Origin of the sequence: Magnetospirillum sp. XM-1 (assembly GCF_001511835.1) — a bacterium.
In the GTDB taxonomy this organism is placed as follows: Bacteria; Pseudomonadota; Alphaproteobacteria; order Rhodospirillales; family Magnetospirillaceae; genus Phaeospirillum.
Genome location: NZ_LN997848.1, coordinates 2,782,339 through 2,803,584, shown reverse-complemented (window position 1 = coordinate 2,803,584; position 21,246 = coordinate 2,782,339). Strand labels below are relative to the sequence as shown.

Annotated in this window: 23 protein-coding genes; 8 read left to right on the top strand and 15 right to left on the bottom strand. The window is 67.4% G+C overall.

The features are described 5' to 3' along the window. The first annotated feature begins 122 nt into the window (after positions 1–122). Positions 123–830, top strand: coding sequence for a transcriptional repressor LexA (lexA, locus tag XM1_RS12970; protein ID WP_068434051.1), 708 nt, complete (start codon positions 123–125; stop codon positions 828–830). Between the two features lies 1 nt (position 831). After that, positions 832–1,035, top strand: a complete 204-nt coding sequence (locus XM1_RS12965; RefSeq protein WP_068434049.1) for a hypothetical protein — start codon at positions 832–834, stop codon at positions 1,033–1,035. Positions 1,036–1,219: 184 nt separating this feature from the next. Here XM1_RS12965 and XM1_RS12960 read toward each other — a convergent pair whose 3' ends face one another. From XM1_RS12960 to XM1_RS12930, 7 genes are all read right to left on the bottom strand, one after another. Then, the gene (locus XM1_RS12960; protein ID WP_068434047.1) at positions 1,220–1,975 is read right to left on the bottom strand and encodes a hypothetical protein; all 756 of its coding nucleotides are present in this window, start codon (positions 1,973–1,975) and stop codon (positions 1,220–1,222) included. A 134-nt stretch (positions 1,976–2,109) separates the two neighbouring features. Continuing rightward, positions 2,110–3,696 carry a benzoate-CoA ligase family protein gene (locus XM1_RS12955; RefSeq protein ID WP_068434045.1) on the bottom strand — a complete coding sequence of 529 codons (1,587 nt, stop codon included), beginning with the start codon at positions 3,694–3,696 and terminating at the stop codon, positions 2,110–2,112. 47 nt (positions 3,697–3,743) lie between these two features. Then, on the bottom strand, positions 3,744–4,454 hold the full coding sequence (locus XM1_RS12950; protein WP_068434043.1) for an ABC transporter ATP-binding protein: 711 nt from the start codon (positions 4,452–4,454) through the stop codon (positions 3,744–3,746). Continuing rightward, positions 4,454–5,218, bottom strand: coding sequence for an ABC transporter ATP-binding protein (locus XM1_RS12945; protein ID WP_068434041.1), 765 nt, complete (start codon positions 5,216–5,218; stop codon positions 4,454–4,456). The genes XM1_RS12950 and XM1_RS12945 overlap by 1 nt, the downstream gene beginning before the upstream one ends. After that, positions 5,215–6,207, bottom strand: a complete 993-nt coding sequence (locus XM1_RS12940; protein ID WP_068434039.1) for a branched-chain amino acid ABC transporter permease — start codon at positions 6,205–6,207, stop codon at positions 5,215–5,217. Before XM1_RS12940 ends, XM1_RS12945 begins: the two co-directional genes overlap by 4 nt. After that, positions 6,204–7,064, bottom strand: coding sequence for a branched-chain amino acid ABC transporter permease (locus XM1_RS12935; RefSeq protein ID WP_068434037.1), 861 nt, complete (start codon positions 7,062–7,064; stop codon positions 6,204–6,206). Before XM1_RS12935 ends, XM1_RS12940 begins: the two co-directional genes overlap by 4 nt. Before the next feature lie 127 nt (positions 7,065–7,191). Next, positions 7,192–8,388: an ABC transporter substrate-binding protein gene (locus tag XM1_RS12930; RefSeq protein ID WP_082700502.1), complete on the bottom strand. Its 1,197-nt coding sequence runs from the start codon at positions 8,386–8,388 to the stop codon at positions 7,192–7,194. A gap of 264 nt (positions 8,389–8,652) precedes the next feature. Between XM1_RS12930 and XM1_RS12925 the strand changes: the two genes are divergently transcribed. Then, complete coding sequence (locus tag XM1_RS12925) at positions 8,653–9,342, top strand: fumarylacetoacetate hydrolase family protein (RefSeq protein ID WP_068434035.1); 690 nt, start codon at positions 8,653–8,655, stop codon at positions 9,340–9,342. Positions 9,343–9,369: 27 nt separating this feature from the next. Here the strand turns inward: XM1_RS12925 and XM1_RS12920 are convergent, their stop codons facing one another. After that, complete coding sequence (locus tag XM1_RS12920; RefSeq protein WP_231920498.1) at positions 9,370–11,043, bottom strand: ATP-binding protein; 1,674 nt, start codon at positions 11,041–11,043, stop codon at positions 9,370–9,372. A 281-nt stretch (positions 11,044–11,324) separates the two neighbouring features. Between XM1_RS12920 and XM1_RS12915 the strand changes: the two genes are divergently transcribed. Continuing rightward, on the top strand, positions 11,325–12,803 hold the full coding sequence (locus XM1_RS12915; protein ID WP_068434031.1) for a hypothetical protein: 1,479 nt from the start codon (positions 11,325–11,327) through the stop codon (positions 12,801–12,803). A gap of 8 nt (positions 12,804–12,811) precedes the next feature. Here the strand turns inward: XM1_RS12915 and XM1_RS12910 are convergent, their stop codons facing one another. Genes XM1_RS12910 through XM1_RS12890 form a run of 5 tightly spaced genes read right to left on the bottom strand, consistent with a single transcriptional unit; the run spans position 12,812 to position 16,233 of the window. After that, positions 12,812–13,216, bottom strand: a complete 405-nt coding sequence (locus XM1_RS12910) for an iron-sulfur cluster assembly scaffold protein (protein ID WP_068434029.1) — start codon at positions 13,214–13,216, stop codon at positions 12,812–12,814. Beyond that, positions 13,213–14,415 carry an aminotransferase class V-fold PLP-dependent enzyme gene (locus tag XM1_RS12905; RefSeq protein ID WP_068434027.1) on the bottom strand — a complete coding sequence of 401 codons (1,203 nt, stop codon included), beginning with the start codon at positions 14,413–14,415 and terminating at the stop codon, positions 13,213–13,215. Before XM1_RS12905 ends, XM1_RS12910 begins: the two co-directional genes overlap by 4 nt. Further along, positions 14,412–14,990, bottom strand: a complete 579-nt coding sequence (locus tag XM1_RS12900; protein ID WP_231920497.1) for an NTP transferase domain-containing protein — start codon at positions 14,988–14,990, stop codon at positions 14,412–14,414. Before XM1_RS12900 ends, XM1_RS12905 begins: the two co-directional genes overlap by 4 nt. Further along, a complete protein-coding gene (locus tag XM1_RS12895; RefSeq protein ID WP_068434023.1) occupies positions 14,987–15,772 on the bottom strand; it encodes a xanthine dehydrogenase family protein subunit M in 786 nt (261 codons plus the stop codon). The genes XM1_RS12900 and XM1_RS12895 overlap by 4 nt, the downstream gene beginning before the upstream one ends. Beyond that, entirely contained in the window at positions 15,772–16,233 is a 462-nt protein-coding gene (locus tag XM1_RS12890) for a (2Fe-2S)-binding protein (protein ID WP_068434021.1), read from the bottom strand. The genes XM1_RS12895 and XM1_RS12890 overlap by 1 nt, the downstream gene beginning before the upstream one ends. A gap of 69 nt (positions 16,234–16,302) precedes the next feature. On the opposite strand from XM1_RS12890, the gene XM1_RS12885 reads away from it, so the two are divergent. Together XM1_RS12885 and XM1_RS12880 are read left to right on the top strand one after the other, a co-directional pair. Then, the gene (locus XM1_RS12885) at positions 16,303–16,872 is read left to right on the top strand and encodes a Panacea domain-containing protein (protein WP_068434019.1); all 570 of its coding nucleotides are present in this window, start codon (positions 16,303–16,305) and stop codon (positions 16,870–16,872) included. Then, entirely contained in the window at positions 16,869–17,705 is an 837-nt protein-coding gene (locus tag XM1_RS12880) for a glycoside hydrolase family 25 protein (RefSeq protein WP_231920496.1), read from the top strand. The genes XM1_RS12885 and XM1_RS12880 overlap by 4 nt, the downstream gene beginning before the upstream one ends. On the opposite strand, the gene XM1_RS12875 is transcribed toward XM1_RS12880, so the two are convergent. Then, positions 17,663–18,121 carry a MaoC family dehydratase gene (locus XM1_RS12875; protein ID WP_068434016.1) on the bottom strand — a complete coding sequence of 153 codons (459 nt, stop codon included), beginning with the start codon at positions 18,119–18,121 and terminating at the stop codon, positions 17,663–17,665. The genes XM1_RS12880 and XM1_RS12875 overlap by 43 nt on opposite strands. Next, on the bottom strand, positions 18,118–19,398 hold the full coding sequence (locus tag XM1_RS12870) for an MFS transporter (RefSeq protein WP_068434014.1): 1,281 nt from the start codon (positions 19,396–19,398) through the stop codon (positions 18,118–18,120). Before XM1_RS12870 ends, XM1_RS12875 begins: the two co-directional genes overlap by 4 nt. Before the next feature lie 124 nt (positions 19,399–19,522). Here XM1_RS12870 and XM1_RS12865 point away from each other — a divergent pair, with 124 nt between their 5' ends. Together XM1_RS12865 and XM1_RS12860 are read left to right on the top strand one after the other, a co-directional pair. Next, positions 19,523–20,122 carry a TetR/AcrR family transcriptional regulator gene (locus XM1_RS12865; protein WP_082700501.1) on the top strand — a complete coding sequence of 200 codons (600 nt, stop codon included), beginning with the start codon at positions 19,523–19,525 and terminating at the stop codon, positions 20,120–20,122. Then, on the top strand, positions 20,119–21,237 hold the full coding sequence (locus XM1_RS12860; RefSeq protein WP_068434011.1) for an NADH:flavin oxidoreductase/NADH oxidase: 1,119 nt from the start codon (positions 20,119–20,121) through the stop codon (positions 21,235–21,237). The genes XM1_RS12865 and XM1_RS12860 overlap by 4 nt, the downstream gene beginning before the upstream one ends. The last annotated feature ends 9 nt before the right edge of the window (positions 21,238–21,246 follow it).

Genomic DNA, 21,246 nt, shown 5'->3' with positions numbered 1-21,246 from the left:
GGAAACAAAACGGAATCATCCGCACAGATTCCCCTTGACCGACCCCAGGAACGCGAATAGAACAAAACCAGATGGTTTGTTCTTTGTTCCCTGAACAGACTCATATTGGGGGAGGTTTCGCGATGCTGACGCGCAAGCAATACGAATTGTTGATGTTCATCGACGAACGGCTTCGCGCCACCGGCATTTCCCCCTCGTTCGACGAAATGAAGGACGCCCTGGACCTGAAGTCCAAGTCGGGCATCCACCGCCTGATCACGGGGCTGGAGGAACGGGGCTTCATCCGTCGCCTCGCCCACCGCGCCCGCGCCCTGGAAGTGGTCCGCCTGCCGGAGAACCGGGCGGACACCGCCCTGCCGCCGCAGGCCAAGGCCTTCGCTCCCAACGTCATCAAGGGCGGCTTCACCGGGCAGCAACTGGCCGGCGCGCCGGTGGCCGGACCGTCGGATTCCGTAAACCTGCCGCTTTACGGCAAGATCGCCGCCGGCACGCCCATCGAGGCGCTGCGCGATCATTCCAACAGCGTCGATATTCCCGCCTCCATGCTGGGCAGCGGCAATCACTACGCGCTGACCGTGGACGGCGATTCCATGATCGAGGCCGGCATCAACGACGGCGACACCGTGGTGATCCGCTCCTGCGACAGCGCCGAGACCGGAACCATCGTCGTCGCCCTGGTGGACGACACCGAGGTGACGCTGAAGCGCCTGCGCCGCAAGGGCAATTCCGTCGCGCTGGAACCCGCCAACCAGGCCTACGAGACCCGCATCCTTCCCCCTGACCGGGTGAAGGTGCAGGGCCGTCTGGTCGGTCTGCTCCGGAGGTACTGAAATGGGAAGCTTCCGTCCGCTTCGCTTCGGCTTCACCGCCGACGGCCACCCCGCCGACGAGACCTGCGCCGAGATGCGCGTCACCTATCTGGGCCGCGTCTCGCGCCGCCAGGCCGAGGCCGACGCCCGGCGCCGCTTCGAGGAATGGTCCCGCCTGGGCACCCTGTCGCGCCTGCGCGGCGCCGATCAGGTGGTGCTGGGATAACGCAGAGCTCTGCCCTGCACCCGCCAGGGACCTGGGTCCCTGGACCCTATTGTCAGAAATCCAAGAGGATCAAAGGGCCGAGGCCCTTTGGGGCGTGGGCAGAGCCCACAAAGTTTCAACCTCACCCCCATCAAAGCAAAGCCCCCCGGACCGCATGATCCGGGGGGCTTCGTCCTGGTGGGGATTACTTGCCCAGCAGCCCCTTGATGGCGCCGCCGGCATCGCCGGGCACCAGGGCCTTGGCCTTGTCGCCGACGCCGCCCAGCAGGTTGCCGAAGCTGGAGGCCGATTTCAGCGCACCGCTGACCAGGGAATCCATCACCTTCTGTGCCACCTGGGCCGAGGAGGCGCCGCCGCCGTCCTTGCCGATGTTGGTCAGCACGATGTCGGCCAGCTTGGCGGTGCCGTCGGCGCCGGGAATGCCGCCCGCCGCCAGCTTGACCTGGCCGCCGGTGATGGCGAGGCGCTCGATGACCAGCTTCTTCTCCTCGTCCTTTCCGGCGGGCTTGGCCGGCTCGGCCTTGGCCCCGCCGCCCTGCTTGGCGGAGAACGCCTTCACGTTCTTCTGAATGGCGTCGATATTGCTGCCGCCGGCGGCCATCTCATAGGCCACGAAGGGCGAGGCCACGGTGATGTCCTTGACCACGACGGGATTCTTGTTGAGCGAGCCGGTGTCGAGCGCCAGCGTGATCTCGCCCAGCTTGATGGCGGGATCGGACGAGAAGCCGGGCGGATTGGCGACGGAAAGCCCCGAGATGGAGCCCTTGCCCTCGGACAGCGAAATCTTGACCGCGCCCACCGACACCTTCACGCCGGTCACCTGGGTGCCGACGTCCTCGATGACCTTCTTGACGATGGTGTCCAGCGACGACAACAGGAACACCGCGGCGCCGACGACCAGCGTCACCAGGATGCCGGCCCCGATCAGAATCTTGCGCATGGATTGCCCCCGAGCTGTGATTGAACAGCGGCCAGTGTGGGCCTGAGCGAAGGGATTGTCGAGGGAGCGCGTTGTCTAATTCGAAGGGATGCGCGAAGGGACCTCGTCCCTTCGCACACCTTTTCCTTCGGCCGTTACATCTGCGCCAGCGTTCCGCGCAGCTTGAAGCGCTGGATCTTGCCGGTGGCGGTCTTGGGCAGCGCCTCGACGAATTCGATCCAGCGGGGGTACTTGTAGGGCGCCAGCTTGGACTTGACGTAGGCCTGGAGCTCCTCCTTGAGGACCTCCGAGCCGGTCTCGCCGGGAGAGAGCACCACGAAGGCCTTGGGCTTGACCAGGCCTTCGTGGTCGGCCTCGCCCACCACGGCGGCTTCCAGCACACGCTCGTGGGAGATCAGGGCGGCTTCGACCTCGAAGGGCGACACCCAGATGCCGCCGACCTTCAGCATGTCGTCGCCGCGCCCGGCGTAGCGGTAATAGCCGTCGTCGTCGACATAGTACTTGTCGCCGGTATGGGTCCATTCGCCACGGAAGGTCTTGAGCGACTTCTCGCGCTGATTCCAGTAGGCGGTGGCCGAGCTGGGACCGCGCACGATCAGCTCGCCCATCTCGCCCTGGGGCACCTCGTGGCCGTCGTCGCCGACGATCTTGAGGTCATAGCCGGGAACCGGCTTGCCCGAGGTGCCGTAACGGACCTCGCCGTGACGGTTGGACAGGAAGATGTGCAGCATCTCGGTGGAGCCCAGGCCGTCCAGGATGGCGGCGCCGAAACGCTCCTCCCAGCGGCGGCCCACATCCTCGGGCAGTGCCTCGCCGGCCGAGACGCAGGCGCGCAGCCGGGTCGAGCCGGTTTCCCGCTTGTACTGCGGGTCGGCCAGGATGGTGCCGTACAAGGTGGGCACGCCGTAGAAGATGGTCGGCTGGTGATCTTTCAGCACCTTCATCACCGATTCGGGCGTGGGACGGTCCTTGAGCAGCACCGAGGTGGCGCCCACGTGCAGCGAGAAGGTCATGCCGTTGCCCAGGCCATAGGCGAAGAACAGCTTGGCCGCCGAATAGGTGACGTCGGCCTCGGTGATGCCCAGAACCTGCTGGCCGTAATGCACGGCGGTGGCCGGCAGGTCGCGCTGCAGGTGGACGGCGCCCTTGGGCGCGCCGGTGGAGCCCGAGGAATAGAGCCAGAAGGCCACGTCGTCGCGGGTGGTCTCGGCGGTCTTCAGCTTGGGCTCGGCCTTGGCCAGAAGGTCGGAGAGCAGCACGTGGCCGTGGGCGTTCTTGCCCGAGATCACCACGTGCTCCAGCATGGGCAGGTCGGGCAGGATGGGCTCGACCTTGTCGAACAGCTCCTCGCTGATCACCAGCACGCGGGCGCGCGAGTCGGATAGCATGTAGCCGTAATCGCCGGTGGTCAGCAGGGTGTTGAGCGGAATGGGCACGATGCCGGCCTTGATCGCGCCCCAGAACACCGCCGGAAAATCGACGGTGTCGAGCATGATCATGGCGATCCGGTTCTCCATGTGGAGCCCCAGGCCCTTCAGCGCATTGCCCGCCCGGTTGACCTTTTCCGCCAGCTGGCCGTAGCTGTGGCTGCCATCGGCATCGATGAAGGCCACCTTGTCGGTACGGCCTTCCTTCAGGTGACGGTCGATGAACCAGGTGGCGGCGTTGTAGTCGCGCGGGATGTCGAGCGCGTGCTCGGACGAGGCGATGGGGGACGTCATGGGGTGTTCTCCTTCCTCCTTAAGCGGGTTGGCGACTGCTTTGCCGGTCAGAGCCCGATATGTCGTTCGAGTATGCTCGAATCGCTTTTCAGTTCATGGGAGCCGCCGTCATAGACCACCTCGCCCTTGACGAGGATGACGTGACGGTCGGCGAGGTCCAAGAGGACCCCCACATTCTTGTCCACCACGATTGTGGCGATGCCCGTTTCCTTGACGGCGCGCACCACCCGCCAGATCTCGCGGCGGATCAGCGGCGCCAGGCCCTCGGTGGCCTCGTCCAGGATCAACAAATCGGGATTGGTCATGAGCGCCCGGCCGATGGACAGCATCTGCTGCTCGCCGCCCGACAGGTGGGTGCCCATGTTGTCCAGGCGCTCGGCCAGACGGGGAAAGGTTTCCAGCACCCGCTCATAGGTCCAGTCGGCACGGCCGCCCAGGCCCTTGCGCGCCGCCATCAGCAGATGCTCGCGCACGGAGAGGTTATGGAACATGCCGCGCCCCTCGGGGACATAGGCGATGCCGTGGCGGATCACCGCCGAAGTCTCCATGCCGGTGACGTCCTTGGCCCGCACCGTCACCTTGCCCTGGCGGGGGGCGACGACGCCCAGCAGGCTTTTCAGCAAGGTGGACTTGCCCATGCCGTTGCGGCCCATCAGCGCCACCGTCTCGCCCACGCCCACGCGGAAATCCACGCCGTGCAGGATATGGCTGGCGCCGTAATAGGTGTGCAGGCCGGTGGCTTCGAGGAAGGTTTCCATCAATACGCCTCCGCCCCATCGCCGAGATAGGCGTCCTGCACCGCCTTGCTGGCGCGGATCTGCTCCAACGGACCGCTTTCCAGCAGGGTACCGTTGACCATCACCGACAGCACCTTGGCGATGGCGAAGACCGCGTCCATGTCGTGCTCGATCAGGATCAGGGTGTAGGTGCGGGCCAGATCCTGCAGCAGATGGACCATGCCCTCGGATTCCTCCTTGCCCATGCCGGCCAGCGGCTCGTCGAGAACCAGGACCTGGGGTGCGGTGGCCAGCACCATGGCGATCTCCAGCTGGCGCTGCTCGCCATAGGACATGGTGCCGGCGATGCGCCCGGCCCGGGACGCCAGCCCGGCCCGTTCCAGCGCCGCGGAGGCTTTTTCCGAAATCTCGCGGTACGAGGCGGCGGGCCGCAAGAAGCGCATGGAGGTGGACAGATGGGACTGCGCCGCCAGACGACAATTCTCGAAGCAGGTGAAGGTGGGGAAGATGTTGGTCTTCTGGTACGACCGCCCGATGCCCAGCCGCGTCACCTTGTGGGCCGGCAGCCGGGTGATGTCCGAGCCCCGGAACATCACGTGGCCGCCCGAGGCCGGCAGATGCCCCGTCAACAGGTTGACGAAGGTGCTCTTGCCCGCCCCGTTGGGGCCGATGATGGCGTGGGCCTCGCGCTCCTTGAAGCCGATGGACACCGAGTTGACGGCAATCAGGCCGCCGAACGCCTTGGTCAGCCCGCGGGTCTCGAACAGGAAGGGAGAGACGCTCATGGCTTGTCCCCCCTGTCCTTGGGCTGACACCATTGCAGCAGCAGCCCGGCCACGCCCTTGGGCAAGGCCAGGACGATGGCGATCACCAGCACGCCCATGGGCAGCAGCCAGTGCTCGGTCATGGCTTCCAGGCCGAAATGGGCCAGTTCCAGGATGAAGGCCCCCAGGATGGGACCGAACAGAGTGCCCATGCCGCCCAGGATGACCATCACCAGCACGTGGCCCGACTGGTGCCAGCCCAGCATGGCGGGATTGACGAAGCCATACTGGGTGGCGGCCAGGAAGCCGGCCAGCCCGGCCAGGGCGCCGGCGATGGCGAAGGCCACCAGCTTGTAGAGCATGGGGTCATAGCCCAGGCCGCGCACCCGTCCCTCGTTGACGCCGATGGCGGCCAGCACCCGCCCGAAGGGCGACGCCAGGACCACCCGCAGCAGCAGGTAGACGGCCACCAGACAGCCCAGCACGACGAAGAAGAAGGCCGGCTTGCTGTCCAGGTTGACCAGGGTGGTGCCAAAGGCCTCGACCGCCGGCTTGACGTAGATGTAGGCCCCGTCCGAGCCGCCGGCCAGCTTCGAATCGTTGAAGAAGTAGTAGCCCATCTGGCCGAAGGCCAGGGTCACCATGATGAAGTAGATGCCCGCCGTGCGGATGGCGAGGAAGCCGATGACCAGCGCGGCCAGCGCCACCGCGCCCATGGCGGCGGGCAGCACCACCCACAGATTGGCGGCCTCGTATTGCGGGCTCATCAGGGCCAGCATGTAGCCGCCCAGGCCGAAGAAGGCGGCATGGCCCAGGCTGACCAGCCCGGCGACGCCCACCAGCAGGTCCAGGCTCATGGCCAGGATGGCCAGGATCATGATGCCGGTCAGCTTCTGCAGCAGGAAATTGTACTTGGGCCCGAAGGCCAGCGGCCCCCAGGCGGGAAACAGCGCCAGGACGGCCAGCAGCACCAGCAGGATCAGGGTGAGACGCTTGGGGGGATTGATCATGAGAACAATCCCCTGGGCTTCCACAGCAGCACCGCCGCCATGACGCCATAGACGGTGAAGCTGGCGAAATCAGGCACGAAGACCTTGCCGAAGGTGTCGGCCAGGCCGATCAGCATGGCGCCGAGAAAGGCGCCCTTGATGGAGCCGACGCCGCCGATCACCACCACCACGAAGCACAGGATCAGCACCGAATCGCCCATGCCCGGCGCCACCGAGGTGATGGGCGTCGAGATGGCCCCGGCCAGCCCGGCCAGGGCGGCGCCGATGGCGAACACCACGCCGAACAGCAGCTTCACGTTGATGCCCAGCGCCGCCACCATGTCGCGGTTGGAGGCCCCGGCCCGCACCCACATGCCGAATCGGGTGCGGGTGATGACCAGATACATGCCCACCGCCAGCACGGCGCATATGCCGGACAGCATCAGACGGTAGACGGGATAGGACAGGGTGTCGGTAAGCTTGATGGACCAGTTGAGAGCGGCGGGCACCGGCACGCCGTGGACGTCGGCGCCCCAGGTCATGCGGGTCGCCTCGTTGAAGATGAGGATCAGGCCATAGGTCAGCAGCACCTGGTCCAGATGGTCGCGGCGGTAAAGCGTCCTGACCAGCAAGGCCTCGATCACATAGCCGATGGCGCCGGCCAGCGGCAGCGACAGCAGCACGGCCGCGGTCAGGCTGCCGGTCACGCCCGCCAGCCAGTAGGCCAGATAGGCGCCCAGCATGTAGAAGGCGCCGTGGGCCAGATTGATGATGCCCATGATCCCGAAGATCAGGGTCAGGCCGCTGGCCACCAGGAACAGCAGCAGCCCGTACTGGACGCCGTTCAGCGCCTGAATCAGGAAAAACCAGAAATCCATCGTGGCTCCAGACCGCACACGTCGAAAGGCGGGGATGCCGCGCCGCCCGCTCTCCACGAAGCCCTCGTCCGCCAGGAGCGAACGAAGCCTCCACCTTCATGGAAAGCCGGCGACGCGCCCCGACGGATCAGCCCATCTTGCAACCGGTGGCGGGATCGGCCAGCGCCTTGTCCGCCACGCCGAGAACCACTTCCTGTCCACCCTTGACCTGGCGCAGGTAGATGTCCTGGACCGGATTGTGGGCCTTGGACAGGGTGAAGGTGCCGCGCGGACTCTTGATCACCGCCTTTTCCATGGCGGCGATCAGGTCCGCCTTGGCCCCGGTGTCGCCCTTGACCGCAGCCATGCCCTGGAACAGCAGTTGGGCGGAATCATAACCCTGCACGGCGTAGACGTCGGCGTCCTTGGAGAACCCCTTGCGGTAGGCGGCGCGGAAGGCGTTGTTCTCGGCGGTGTCCAGCGCGTCGGCGTAGTGCAGCGTGGTCAGCACGCCTTCGGCCGCCGCGCCCTGCTCCTTCAGCACGCCGTCGGTGAGGAAGCCCGGCGCCATCAGCGGAATGGACTTCAAGCCCGCCGCCGCATAATCCTTGACGAACTTCAGAGCCCCGGCCCCGGCGAAGAAGACGAACACGCCGTCGGGCTTCAACGCGGCGATCTCGGTCAGGTTGGCCTGGAACTCGTCTTGCGGGAAGGGAACCAGGATCTGCTTGGCGATCTTGCCGCCGGCCTTGGTGAAGCCCTGCTCGAAGCCGCTCAGGGCTTCCTCGCCCGCCGCGTACTTCCACGACATGGTCACCACATTCTTCATACCCCGCTCCATGGCCACCTTGCCCATGGGATAGGCGGTCTGCCAGTTGGTGAACGAGGTGCGGAAGATGTTGGGTGCGCACAAGGGGCCGGTGGCCGCGCCGGCCCCGGCATTGGCGATCACCGTGATGGTGCCGGTCTCGCGCACCACCTTGACCATGCCCATGGCCACGCCGGAATGGACCGGGCCGACCACGAAGTCGACGTTCTCGCCGGTCACCAGCTTGTTGGTGTTCTCGGGCCCCTTGGCGGGGTTGGACTCGTCGTCGACGGCGATGAACTGGACGTCGCGTCCGCCCAGCTTGCCGCCCCGTTCCTCGAGCGCCATCTTGAAGGCATTGGTGATGGCCTCGCCCAGCCCCGCATAGGTGCCGGAATAGGGCAGCAGGAAGCCGACCTTGACCTTGGCGGTGTTGCCGATGGCGAACCGGGTCGGCACGAAGCCGCTGGCGCCCACGGCGGCCACGGCGCCCGCCTGCAATACCGCGCGACGGGAAATACCCTTCACATCTTCCATGACAGTCCTCCCAGACTTTCAGGCCTGTGGCCCGTTCCGTTGTCTCGTTACGAGGGCCCGGCAGTCCCCGGCCAGCCCCTCCACCACCGCCCCGTTCCTTCCACTGGAACAGACGGTCATCGCATCGGATACGGATCCACTTAAATCGGCATCCTAATGCGCATTTACTTGGAATGCAATCACGCCCCCGGAGCGGAGTTGATCTTGTCTTGCGACCGGTTCACCATTCGCCTGACATCTGGTCAGACCAAGGAGCCCGCTGCCGTGACCGCCCACCTTTTCGAGCTTGCCCTTCCTGCCGTCGCCGTCAAGGGGGAAGCGGCCCTTTATCCGGTACGGCGCGTATTTTGCGTCGGGCGCAACTATGCCGGCCATGCCCGCGAGATGGGCAGCGACCCCAACCGCGAGCCGCCGTTCTATTTCACCAAGCCGGCCGACGCGCTGGTTCCCGGCGGCGGAGCGATCCCCTACCCGCCCGGCACCGCCAACCTTCACCACGAGGTGGAGCTGGTGGTGGCGCTGTCCGCCCCCGTCTACAAATGCACGCCCGACGAGGCCCGCTCGGCGGTGTTCGGCCACGCGGTCGGCCTGGACATGACCCGGCGCGACCTGCAATTCGCCGCCCGCGACAAGGGGCGCCCGTGGTGCCTGGGCAAGGCGTTCGAGTTCTCGGCCCCCATCTCGGCGCTGGTCCGCGCCGACCAGCCCAAACTGGCGGGGCGCATCACCCTGGAAGTCAACGGCCAGCTCCGCCAGAGCGGCGACATCAACGAAATGATCTGGTCGGTGCCCGAGGTGATCGCCCATCTGTCGCAATACTACCATCTGGGGCCGGGGGACCTGATCTTCACCGGAACGCCGGAAGGCGTCGGCCCGGTGGTGCCCGGCGACGTCCTGCGCGGGGTCATCGACGGAGTCGGGGAGCTGGAGGTGACCATCAGCGCCGAGAGCTGACGCTCGGGCACCGCTGAGAGCTGAGGCTCAGGCCTCCGCCGACGGCCGCATGGTGAAGTTGAAGGTGGTGCCCTTCTTGGGTTCGGATTCGACCCAGATGGTGCCGCCGAAGCGATGGACAATGCGCCGGCACAGGGCCAGGCCGATGCCGGTTCCCCCGGGGAAGCGCGTCGGCTCCAGCCGCTGGAAGATGATGAAGATCTTCTCGAAATAGGCGGGTTCGATGCCGATGCCGTTGTCGCGGACCGAGATGCGCCACAGGCCCTTGGGCTCCTGCGTGGCGGTGATCTCGATCTGCGGCGGGGCGTCGGGCTGGCGATAGGTGAGCGCGTTTTCCAGCAGGTTCTGGAACAGGCTTTCCGCCTGCCGCGCCTCGGCCAGCACCACCGGCAGCGTGTCCATCTTGATGGTGGCGCCCGATTCCTGCAGGTCCGGACCGAGATTGGTCATAACCGATTTCACCACCGCGTTCAGATCGACCGGCATCAGTTCCGGCGGCGAGCGCGAGACCCGGGCATAGTCGAGCAGATCGGGAATCATCGACGACATGTGCTTGGCGCCGCCGACGATATAGCCGATGAACTCGTCGGCATCCTTGTCCAGGCGCCCCTCGTAGCGCCGCGCCAGCAATTGCGCGTAACTGGCGATATTGCGCAGCGGAGTCTGCAGGTCGTGGGACGCCACGTAGGCGAACTGTTCCAGATCGGCGTTGGAGCGGGCCAGTTCCTCGGTGCGGCGTTCCAGCGCCCGCCAGGTGCGCAGCATGCCGATGCCGCCCAGCGTGGTGACGATGATGAAGGCCCCGGCCAGGACGATGACCTTGACGCCTTCCTTGCGCCATTCGCCCAGATAATCCTCGGTCGCCATGCCGACCAGGGTGATCAGCGGGTAATTGGCGATGGGCTGGTACGAGAAGGTGCGCCGGATGTTGTCGGCGCCCGCCACCGCCTCGTAGGTTCCGCCCTGGGGATTGGCGGTGATACGGGCGCGGAACGTCTGCGACACCGTCGTCTGCCCCACGTAGCCGGCATGGGGGAAACGGGCGAGCAGGTCGAAATTGCGGGAGGCGTCGCCGCGCATCACCACGGTGCCCTGCGGACCGACTTCCAGGTCGTTGAACTTCTGCTCGAACCACGCGATGGTCACCGGCGCGAAGACGATTCCGCCGAAGCTGCCGTCGGCCAGGGTCAGCCGGCGGGCGAAGATCAGCACCCATTTGTTGCTGATCCGCCCCAGAATTGGCGGCGAGATGGCCAGCCCGGCCTCGGGATTGTCGCGATGCACGGTGAAGTATTGGCGGTCGGACGTATTGATTCCGGACTGTGCCCCATCCGAGCTGGCGATGACGTCGCCGGCCTTGTCGGCAAGACGCAGGCTGTCGGTCATCTTCAGGCGGCCCTGGATACGCCCGAGAAACGCCTTCATCTCCGGCCCGCGAATCGAGCCGCCGGCGGCGTGAAGCCGCGAGACCTCGTCGCTGATGGCGCGCAGGCCCAGGTCGATCTGATCGATTTCGCCGGCGATGCTTTGCGCCACCAGCCGGTTCGTGTTGCGGGTGGTGACGGCCGCCCTGTCCTGGTACTGGCGGTAGCTGGCATCCAGCGACATCCAGGCCAGGCCGAGCACGGATGCATTGACGAACAACAGCAACGCGACTAACCGCCAGCGCGATGCCTTGAATTTGTTGAAGTCCGCCTTCACCCCACCACCCTCCGTCCCTCTCCCCAGAGAGACAACAGCGTACGGAGATTACCTTACTCCATGCCACGGGCGCTTGCCCAGATGTTCCAATATCTTTTTAGCGAGAATTATTCCCTTGACGCCGCTTGTGGTCTCTACACAGCCCTCCGGACTACCTGCCATCTAAGTAATCATCCGATCCCATCCTGGCTCGATTGCAAAAATCATTTGATGCCATGGGACCCCGACGATAATGATGGCGAGGGTGAGGGACCAGTAAACGGGCAGCGGACTAACCTTCGATGGCAATACCAACCAAAGACGATCTGGATGCGGCGCCGGAGGCCCTGCTCGAAGGTGCCTATTGCGCCAAGGTCGAGGACTTCTTCTCGCCCGGATCGCGCGATCTCATCGGGCGTTTTCTGACCAATTTCACCGAATCCCTGGTCATCACGCCGACCGAGCTGGTGTTTTCGGCCAAGTACCAGAAGCGCCTGAACGATGCCGGCCGCACCATGATGAACGCGGTCGACAAGATCGCCACCCTGCAGGCCAAGTTGAAGGGCGAAAGCGCGGCGGCGCGCCTTCGCGACCTCAACACCCTGATCAGCGCCGGCATGAAGAAGGTGTGGGATGACGAAAAGGACAAGCCGCCGCCCGCCATCACCCCGGAAAGCTTCTCCAGTTATTGCGCCGGACTGAAGGGCACCCCCGCCGAAAAGGATTACGCGGCCAACCGCGCCCTGACCGAGTTCTTATTCTCGCACAAGGTGTGGAAGGACAAGGTCACGGTCCTGGTGAAGATGCTGGAGCTCACCGCGGGCAAGGATGAAAGCCGCTACGTCGAGCAGATCCTGTCCGAATGCCTGAAGAGCGACCCGGCGCTGGACCAGATGCTGGGCCTGTGCGAAACCCTGGAAGAACGCTGCAACGACCTGGCCGATCTGTGGAAGGGCGAGTGGAAGCAGCGCGATACCGCGCACGCCGCCATGCCCGCCATCGCCCGCATGATCACCGAAGGTTCGGCGCCCAATTGCAAGGCGTCGGTAGAATACTCCCTGCTGCGCACCCTGGCCAACAAGATGCCGCTGCGCTCGGCCGAGCCGGAAATCGAGATTTCCGCCCTGTTCGACCTGTTCAAGCGCATGTGGACCGGCAGCACCCTGATCGGTGGGGCCAAGGCGCTGACCTCGCTGGAGCGGCGCCAGGCCCGCCACCTCAACAAGGAAGGCGTCACCGACCTGCTGCGCGAACGCAAGGTGGTGGCCGACCGCTACGCCTTCCTGATGCAGCTGACCGCCGTGGCGGTGGGCCAGGGCAACCGGGCCACGCTCAAGACCTTCATCGAGCACTATTTCGGCGACAAGGACTTCGTGCCGCGCGTGGTTTCAGGCCAGGAACCCCCGGTCCCCAAGCTGCAGACCCTGGCCGGCATCCATCGCGCCATCAAGGCGTCGTGGCTGCCCGAAGGCGACAAGCAGGCCTTCATGGCCCAGGTCGAGGCGGCGCAGGCCCAGTTGCTGAAGAACGCGCGGCTGTTCGAGCAGATCGACAAGAAGGGGGGCGGACCGGCCCAGAAGGTGCTGACCCTTCTAGACCTCTGCCGCAAGGGAACCTTCATCGACGGCGTCAACATGGACGCCGTGCGCCAGACCCTGAACACCTATCTCCGCGACGCCGGCTTCCTCACCGACTACCTGGGCACCGCCAGCGGCGAGGAGAAGGAACGCAAGATGATGCTGCTCAGCAAGACCCTGGCCAGCATCGGCATCACCATCTGATCCTAAGGTCAGGCTCCCCTGACCGCCTTGGCCAGGGCCTTGAACGGCAGCAGAACGCAGTCGTGGCGGCTTTTGTGCGGACGCACCGGCAGAAAGGCCGCCAGGGCGGGAAAGGCGGGCTCGGCCCCCTTCTTCAGCATGCCCGCCACCTGATCGGCCAGCCTTGCGGCGGCTTGCGCGTCCAGGCCCACCGCCTGCTCCGCCGCCAACGTCGAGGCGGCCCGGCACAGCACGCAGCCCTTGACCCTGTGGCCGAAGGCCGTGACGCGGCCCTCCTCCAGCCTGATGTCCAGGCTGACCCGGTCGCCGCACAGGGGATTGTCCTGGGTGGCGCTGGCGTCGGGATGGTCCAGCGCGACCGGCTCCCTGGCGGCCAGATCCTTGATGGCGGCGCCGTAAAGTTCGTCGTTCATCGCAGCACCTTCACCGCTTCGCCCAAGGCCTTCAGCAGGGCATCCACGTCCGCCCGGTCGGAATAGGCGGCCAGCGAGGCGCGCAGCGTCCCCTCCTCCAGCCCCAGGGCGCTCATCAGCGGCCGGGCGCAATGGGCGCCGCCGCGCACCGCCACGCCGCGCTCGGCCAGCAGATGGGCAAGGTCGTGGGGATGGCAGCCCGCCACCGTGAACGACACCACCGGCACCCGGGCCTCCAGGCCCGTCGGCCCGACGATGCGCACGCCCTCCATGCCGCGCAGGCCGTCGAGCAGATGCCAGGTCAGCGACGCTTCCTGCTGGCGCACCGCCTGCCAGTCCAGCCCGCCCATCCAGTCGAGCGCGGCGGCCAGCCCCACCGCCTGGGCCACCGGCGGCGTGCCCGCCTCGAAGCGGTGCGGCGGATCGGCCAGGGTGAAGCCGTCGTCCTCCACCGTGCCGACCATGCCGCCGCCGACCACCAGGGGCGTCATGCCGGCCAGAACCTCGGCGCGGCCCCACAGCACCCCGATGCCGGTGGGGCCATAGGCCTTGTGCCCGGCGAAGGCGTAGAGGTCGGCGCCCAGCGCGCGCGGATCGACCGGGCCGTGCGGCACCATCTGGGCGCCGTCCACCACCAGCAGGGCGCCGACCGCGTGGGCCGCCTCGGCCAGACGGGGAAGGTCGCTGACCGCCCCGGTGACGTTGGAGGCGTGGGTTGCCACCACCACCTTGCAGCGGGGCGTCATCACCGCCCCCAGGCCGTCCAGGTCCAGCCGCCCCTCGGGCGTCACCCCCAGCCAGCGCAGCGCGAATCCCCGCTCCTTGGCCAGTGCCATCCAGGGCAGGCAGGCGGAATGATGCTCGAGACGGCTGACCACCACCTCGTCGCCCGGCCCCAGATTCCGCCCCAGCCCCCAGGCGGCCATGTTCAGCGCCAGGGTGCAGCCGCCGGTGAACACCACCTCCTCAGGCGGCGCGTTGAGGAAGCGCCCCACCGAATCCCGCGCCCCGTCATAGGCCTCGTCGGCGCGGCGCGCCATCTCGTGCAGGCCGCGGCGCACGTTGGAGCGCGCCGTGCGGTTCAGGTGGGCGATGGTCTCCGACACCATGCCGGGAATCTGCGCCATGGCGGCGCTGTCCAGGTAATGAAATCCCGGCCGCCCCAAAGCGGGAAACGCCTCGCGAATGGACTTGATCATTCCTCTCCTCCCAAGGCCCGCAATGATTCGGGCGTGTCCACGTCGATCAGGATTCCGTCGTCTTCCATGGCGATCTCGGCCACCGCCTGGGCATGCTGGGCGATCAGCCCCCTGGCGCCCTTGTCGCCGGTCAATTCCCCCATGGCGGCGAAGAAGCGCCGCGCCAGCAGCACCGGGTTGCCCCGCTGCCCCGCGAACACCGGCACGCAGATGCCTTCGGGACGGAAGGCGGCGGCCAGGGCCCGCACATGGGCCCCCGTCACCCTCGGCATGTCGGCCAGCAGCACCATGACGCCCGCCACGTTCCCGGGCAGCGCCGCGACGCCTTCGGCCAGGGACGACGCCATGCCCCTGGACGGGTCGGCGTTGACCACCCGGATGACGCCTTCGGGCAGGTCGGGCTGGGGCTCCGGCCCGGTGACCACCAGAACCGGCGACAGGCCGCCTTCCAAAGCCGCCGCGACGGCGCGCTCCAGCATGGAACGGCCTTCGACGCGCAGCAGGCGCTTGTCGCGGCCCATGCGGCTGGCCCTTCCCGCCGCCAGCACCAGCCCGGCCAGCACCGGCGGCGTCACGAACCACATCCGTGGTTGAGCGCGCGCCGCGCCAGGACGGGAATCAGCGCCGCCCGGTACTCGGCGCTGGCATGCAGGTCGCGGTTCAACTCGTCGGGCGGAACGCTCAACCCCTCCAGGGCGGCGGCGGAAAAGTCCCCGGCCAGGGCCATCTCGAATTCCTCGAGGCGGAACGGACAGGACGCCGCCCCGGTCACCGCCACCCGCACGCCCGCCTCGGTCTCGGCGACGAAGACGCCCACCACCGGATAGCCCGAGGCCGGATTGCGCACCTTGGCATAGCCGGCGCGGCGCGGCAGAAGATAGCGCACGGCGACGATCAGTTCTCCCGGCTCCAGGGCCGTCTCGAACATGCCGAGGAAGAAATCGTCGGCATTGATGACCCGGCGGTCGGTCAGGATCTCGGCCCCCAGGCCCAGAACGCCCGCCGCGTGGTCGCTGGCCGGATCGGCATTGGCCAGCGCGCCGCCCAACGTGCCCATGTTGCGGACCTGCAGGTCGCCGATGGAGCCGGCCAGTTCGGCCAGGGCGGGAATGGCCGACAGCGCCGCCATCCCGGCATGGGTCACCGCCGCCCCCACCACCAGCCGCCCGTCCTCGATCCGCGTGCCGCTCAACTCCCCGAGGCGGACGACGTCGATCAGGGCCGAGGGCTGGGCCAGACGCAGCTTCAAGGCCGCCAGCAGGCTCTGCCCCCCGGCGAGATAGCGCCGCTCCTCGCCGTCATGGGCCGCCACCGCCTCGGCGACGCTTTGAGGGCGGAGATAGTCGAAGGGAAACATCAGCCCTTCTCCCGCAATGTCTGGGCGATGGCCTCGACGATGGGACGATAGCCGGTGCAGCGGCACAGATTGCCGTCGAGGCCATGGCGGATAGCGGCCTCGTCGGGGCCATCCAGATGGGCGACGAGGTCCAGGCCGCTCATCACCATGCCCGGCGTGCAGAAGCCGCATTGCAGCGCGTGGCGGTCGCGGAAAGCGGCCTGCAGCGGATGCAGGCTTTCGCCATCCGCCACGCCTTCGATGGTCAGCACGCTGCGTCCGTCGGCCTGGGCGGCCAGCACCAGACAGGATTTGACGGCGCGGCCGTCCAGATGGACGGTGCAGGCGCCGCACTGGCCGGTGTCGCAGCCCACATGGGTGCCGGTCAGCCCGAACGTCTCGCGCAGCAGGGTGACCAGCAGGGTGCGGGGCTCGACCTCGGCCTCCACCATTTCGCCGTTCAGTGAGAACGCCACGCGCATGGCCCGGCTCCTTTGATTTGCGCTCACGACGACGCTATCATCGGCATCGCTTCAAGGAAACCGGTCCCGATGCCCATAGCCGTTAAATCATGCCTCGACGTGGTGTTCTGGATCTCCGACCAGGCGCTGAACGATCGCGAATACATCCAGCCGCAAAAGCTGCACCGCCTGCTCTACCTGTCCCAGGCCTATTTCGCCGTGGCCTATCACGGCCGCAAGCTGATGCCCGCCACCTTCGTCACCGACGCCTTCGGCCCCATCGAGCCCACGGTGTTCCACGCCTTCGCCTTCGGGCGGCCGACCATGATCGAGGGCAACATGCTGTCCGAGCAGGTCAGCCATTTCCTCGACGGCATCTGGCGCCGCTACGGCCCCTACACCGCCGACCAGCTGACCAAGAAGATCGTCGAGCATGCCCCCGTCGCCCTGGCCATGGCCAAGGGCATCAACGAGGAAATCCCCTTCGCCGACATGGTGAAGTACTATTCCGAGGAGGCGGCCGCCCGCAACAAGCCGGCCTCTTCCGTCGATCCCATCGACCAGGTGCTCAAACCGCGCATGATGCGCTCGCAATCGGGCAAGCCGGTCACCGTCGCCGCCTGGAAGCCCAAGGCCATCGTTCCGAAGAAGGACGAATGATGCGCCGCCGCGACGTTCTGGCCGGCGGTCTGGCCCTGGGGCTGGCCGCCTGCGCCTCGGAACCCTCACGCGTCGCCCGACCGCCACGGCCCAAGGCCACGCCCGGTCTGGTGGACGAGCCCGCCTTGGCGGGCTTAAACGCCGTCATCGACCTGCATCACGCCAACACCGTCAAAAGCTTCGCCGCCGCCCGCGATGGCAGCGGCGTGCTGGCGGTGATCCACAAGGCCAGCGAGGGCGACTGGCAGGACCCCCGCTACGAGGAGCGCCGGGCCGCCGCCCTGGCCGCCGACCTGCTGTGGGGCGCCTATCATTTCGGCACAAGGCAGCATTCGGGCCGCGTCCAGGCCCGCATGTTCCTGGCCGCCGCCCGCCCAGATCCCTCCACGCTTCTGGTGCTCGACCTGGAGGCCAACCTGCGGGCGCCGGGCAATGCCATGCGCCTCGACGCCGCCGAGGACTTCGTGCGCGAGATCGCCGAGACCACCGGGCGGCTGCCCCTGCTCTACACCCATCCCGCCTGGGCCGACGGCGAAATCATGTCGGGCCAGAGCTTAGGCGGCGCCGTCGAGCCGGGCTCGATCCTGGCCGCCTGCGACCTGTGGCTGGCCGATTACCGCTACGAGCCGGAACTGCCCCGCGCCTGGGGGGCCAAGGGTTGGCGGCTGTGGCAATACGCCGGCGACGACGCCGTCACCGGCGGGCCGTTCCGCGACCGCAGCCGTTCGGTCCGCGGCGTGGAGCGCTGCGACCGCTCGGTGTTCGCCGGCGGCCGCGACGATCTGGCCGCCTATTGGACCGGACTGCCCGTCCGGGCCGGCACCACCAGCTGAGTCTCCAGGGTCTGCACCGGCTGACCGTCCGCGTCCAGGGTCTCGACCCGCAGACGGGCCAGCCCCATTCCGGGCTTGGAGCGCATCTCGCGGGTCTCCACCACCTCGATGCGCAAACGCAGCACGTCGCCGGGCCGGACGGGGCGGTGCCACTTCAGGTACTCCAGCCCGCTGCCGATGATGCCGAGCGGCAGGTCCAGCTCGCTGGTCACCATCAGGCGCATGGTGGCCGCCGCCGTGTGCCAGCCCGACGCCGCCAGCCCGGCGAAGAACGAATCCTTGGCCGTCTCCTCGTCCAGGTGGAAATGCTGCGGGTCCCAGGCGGCGGCGAAGCCCTTGATGTCGGCCGCCGTCACCTCGTAGGACGGCGACGAGAACACCCGGCCGGGCGTGAGGTCCTCGAGATAATGGGTCATGCCGCCGCTCCTTCCGCCACCGGCCGCGGTCCCACCTTGCGGCCGATCATCAGCGACATGGCCGCCGCCACCAGGCAGGCCAGTCCCGACAACACGAAGGCCAGCCAGTAATCGCCCAGGTCGGTGCGGATCACGCCGGCGGCGAAGGCGGCGGTGGCCGCGCCCAACTGGTGGGCGGCGAAGATCCAGCCGAACATCACGCCGGCCTTTTCCCGGCCGAAGGCCTGGGTGGTCAGCTTGACGGTGGGCGGAACCGTGGCGATCCAGTCCAGGCCGTAGAACACCGCGAACAGCCACAGGCCGAACACGTCGGGGCCGAAGGCGAGGTCGAGGAAGATCAGCGACAATCCGCGCAGCCCGTAATACCAGAACAGCAGCTTGCGCGAATCCCAGCGGTCGGACAGCCAGCCCGACGCGGTGGTGCCGAGGATGTCGAAGATTCCCATGGCGGCCAGCAGGCCGGCGGCCTTGACCTCGGGGATGCCGTGGTCGAAGCAGGCCGAGATCAGGTGGGTGCCGATCAGACCGTTGGTGGACAGGCCGCAGACGAAGAAGGTACCGGCCAGCAGCCAGAAATCGCGCGACTTCATGCCGTCTTTCAGCGCCATCACTGCCGCCACTGCCGGATTTCCGGCGCGGACCACAGGCGGCGGCGCCTCGGTGGCGCCCACCGGCCACAATCCCAGATCGGCCGGGCGGTCGCGCATGAACAGCCAGATGACGGGGGTGAAGACGGCCGCGGCCGCCGCGATCAGCAGCACCGCCTCGCGCCAGCCCCAATGCTCGACCAGCATGGCCATCTGGGGCAGGAAGATCAGCTGGCCGGTGGCGGTGGCCGCCGACAGCAGGCCCATCACCGTGCCGCGATGGGCGTCGAACCAGCGGGTGACCACCGTGGCGCCCAGCACCAGGGCGATGGTGCCCGAGCCGCCGCCCACCACGATGCCCCACAGCAGCACCATGTGCCACGGCGTGCGCATCAAGGTGGTGGCCGCCACCCCCAGCGCCAGGACGGCCAGCGCCAGGGCCATGGTGCGGCGCACGCCGATACGGTCCATCACGGCGGCCGCGAAGGGCGCCATCAGGCCGTAGAGCACCAGGTTGACCGACACCGCGAAGGAGATGGTGGCGCGGCTCCAGCCGAATTCGGCCTCGACCGGCACCATCATCACGCCGGGCGCCGAGCGGATGCCCGCCGCCACCAGCAGGGTGACGAAGGTCAGCCCGGCGGCGATCCAGCCATAGTGCAGACGGGGGGAGCGGACCGGCTGGGACATGGTGGGCACTCCGAAAATAAAGGAGGTGGGCCGAAAAAATGAGGTAGACAGGTCTGTATCATTTGACTTGTACAGACAGGTCTGTATCATGTCAACCACAGACAACAGGAACCCCAGCCGACCGATGCCCGAACCCGCCGAAAAGCTTTCCGCCCGCGACCGCATTCTGGCCGCCGCCAACGACCTATTCTACCGCGAAGGCATCCGCGCCATCGGCATCGACACGGTGATCGAGCGGGCCGGCGTCGCCAAGATGAGCCTCTATCGCGCCTTCCCCTCCAAGGACGATCTGGTCGCCGCCTTTCTGGACATGCGCGACCGCATGTACTGGGATTGGTGGGACATGGTACTGGCGCGGACCCCCGACGACCCGCGCCGCCAGTTGCGCGGCCTGTTCGAGGCGGTGGCGCGGCGCACCTCGGACCCGCAATACCGGGGCTGCCCCTTCGTCAACACCTCGGTGGAATTTCCCGATCCCCGCCACCCGGCCCGCGAGGTGCTGGCACGTCATTTCACCGAGCTGCGCCGCCGCCTGACCCTGTTGGCCGAAGGCATCGGCCTGGCCGAGCCCGCCCCCCTGGTCGACCAGCTGATGGTCCTGCTGGAAGGCGCCTATTCCATCTGCGCCACCATGGGCGCCGCCGCTCCGTCCGCCTCGGTGGCCCAGGCCGCCGACATCCTCATCCAAGCCCACCTCTCCCCCAACCTGTCGAGGCCCGCATGAGCACCCAGCCTTTGCTGTTCCAGCCCTTCACCGCCCGAGGGCTTACCGTCCCCAACCGCGTCGCCGTCGCCCCCATGTGCCAGTACTCGGCCGTGGATGGCGTCGCCCAGGACTGGCACCTGATGCATTACGGCGCCCTGGCGGCGTCGGGCCCCGGCATGGTGGTGATCGAGGCCACCGGCGTGACGCCGGAAGGCCGCATCTCGCCCAAATGCCTGGGTCTGTACGACGACGCCACCGAGGCGGCCTTCACCCGGCTGGTGACGGCGATCAAGGGCTTCGGCGGCGGCGGCGCCATCGGCGTGCAGCTGGCCCATGCCGGGCGCAAGGGTGGCTCCGCCCCGCCGTGGGAGGGCGGCAAGTTCTCGCCCGACGGCTGGCAGACCATTTCCGCCTCGGCCATTGCCTTCGACGAGGGCTGGCCGGCGCCCAAGGCGGCGACCAGGGACGATCTCGCCCGGCTGAAGCAGGCCTTCGTGGACGCGGCGAAGCGCGCGTTCAGGGTCGGCTTCGACTTCATCGAGGTCCATTCGGCCCATGGCTACCTGCTGCACCAGTTCCTGTCGCCGCTGTCCAACCAGCGCGACGACGAATACGGCGGTTCCCTGGAAAACCGCATGCGCTTTCCGCTGGAGGTCATCCGGGCGGTGCGCGAGGTCTGGCCCGCCGACAAAGCCCTGGGCCTGCGCATCAGCGCCACCGACTGGGTGGACGGCGGCTGGGACGCCGATCAGGCGGTGATCTACGCCAGGGAATTCAAGGCGGCCGGCATCGACTTCGTCTGCGTCTCGTCGGGCGGGCTGGTGTCCTATGCCAAGATCCCCCTGGGCCCCGGCTACCAGATCGACCTGGCGGCGCGCATCCGCCGCGAGGCGGGAATTCCCACCCGCGCCGTCGGACTGATCGCCACGCCCGAACAGGCCGAAGCCGCCCTGAGGGACGGCACCGCCGACCTGATCGCCATCGGACGCGGTTTCCTCGACAATCCCCGCTGGGTCTGGCACGCCGCCCAGGTGCTGGGGGCCGAGATGAGCTATCCGCCGCAATACCGGGCCGCCGGGGCGCGGGCCTGGCCGGGCATCGCCCTGGCACGCCCCCGTATGGCGGCGGAATAGCCGCTCCAC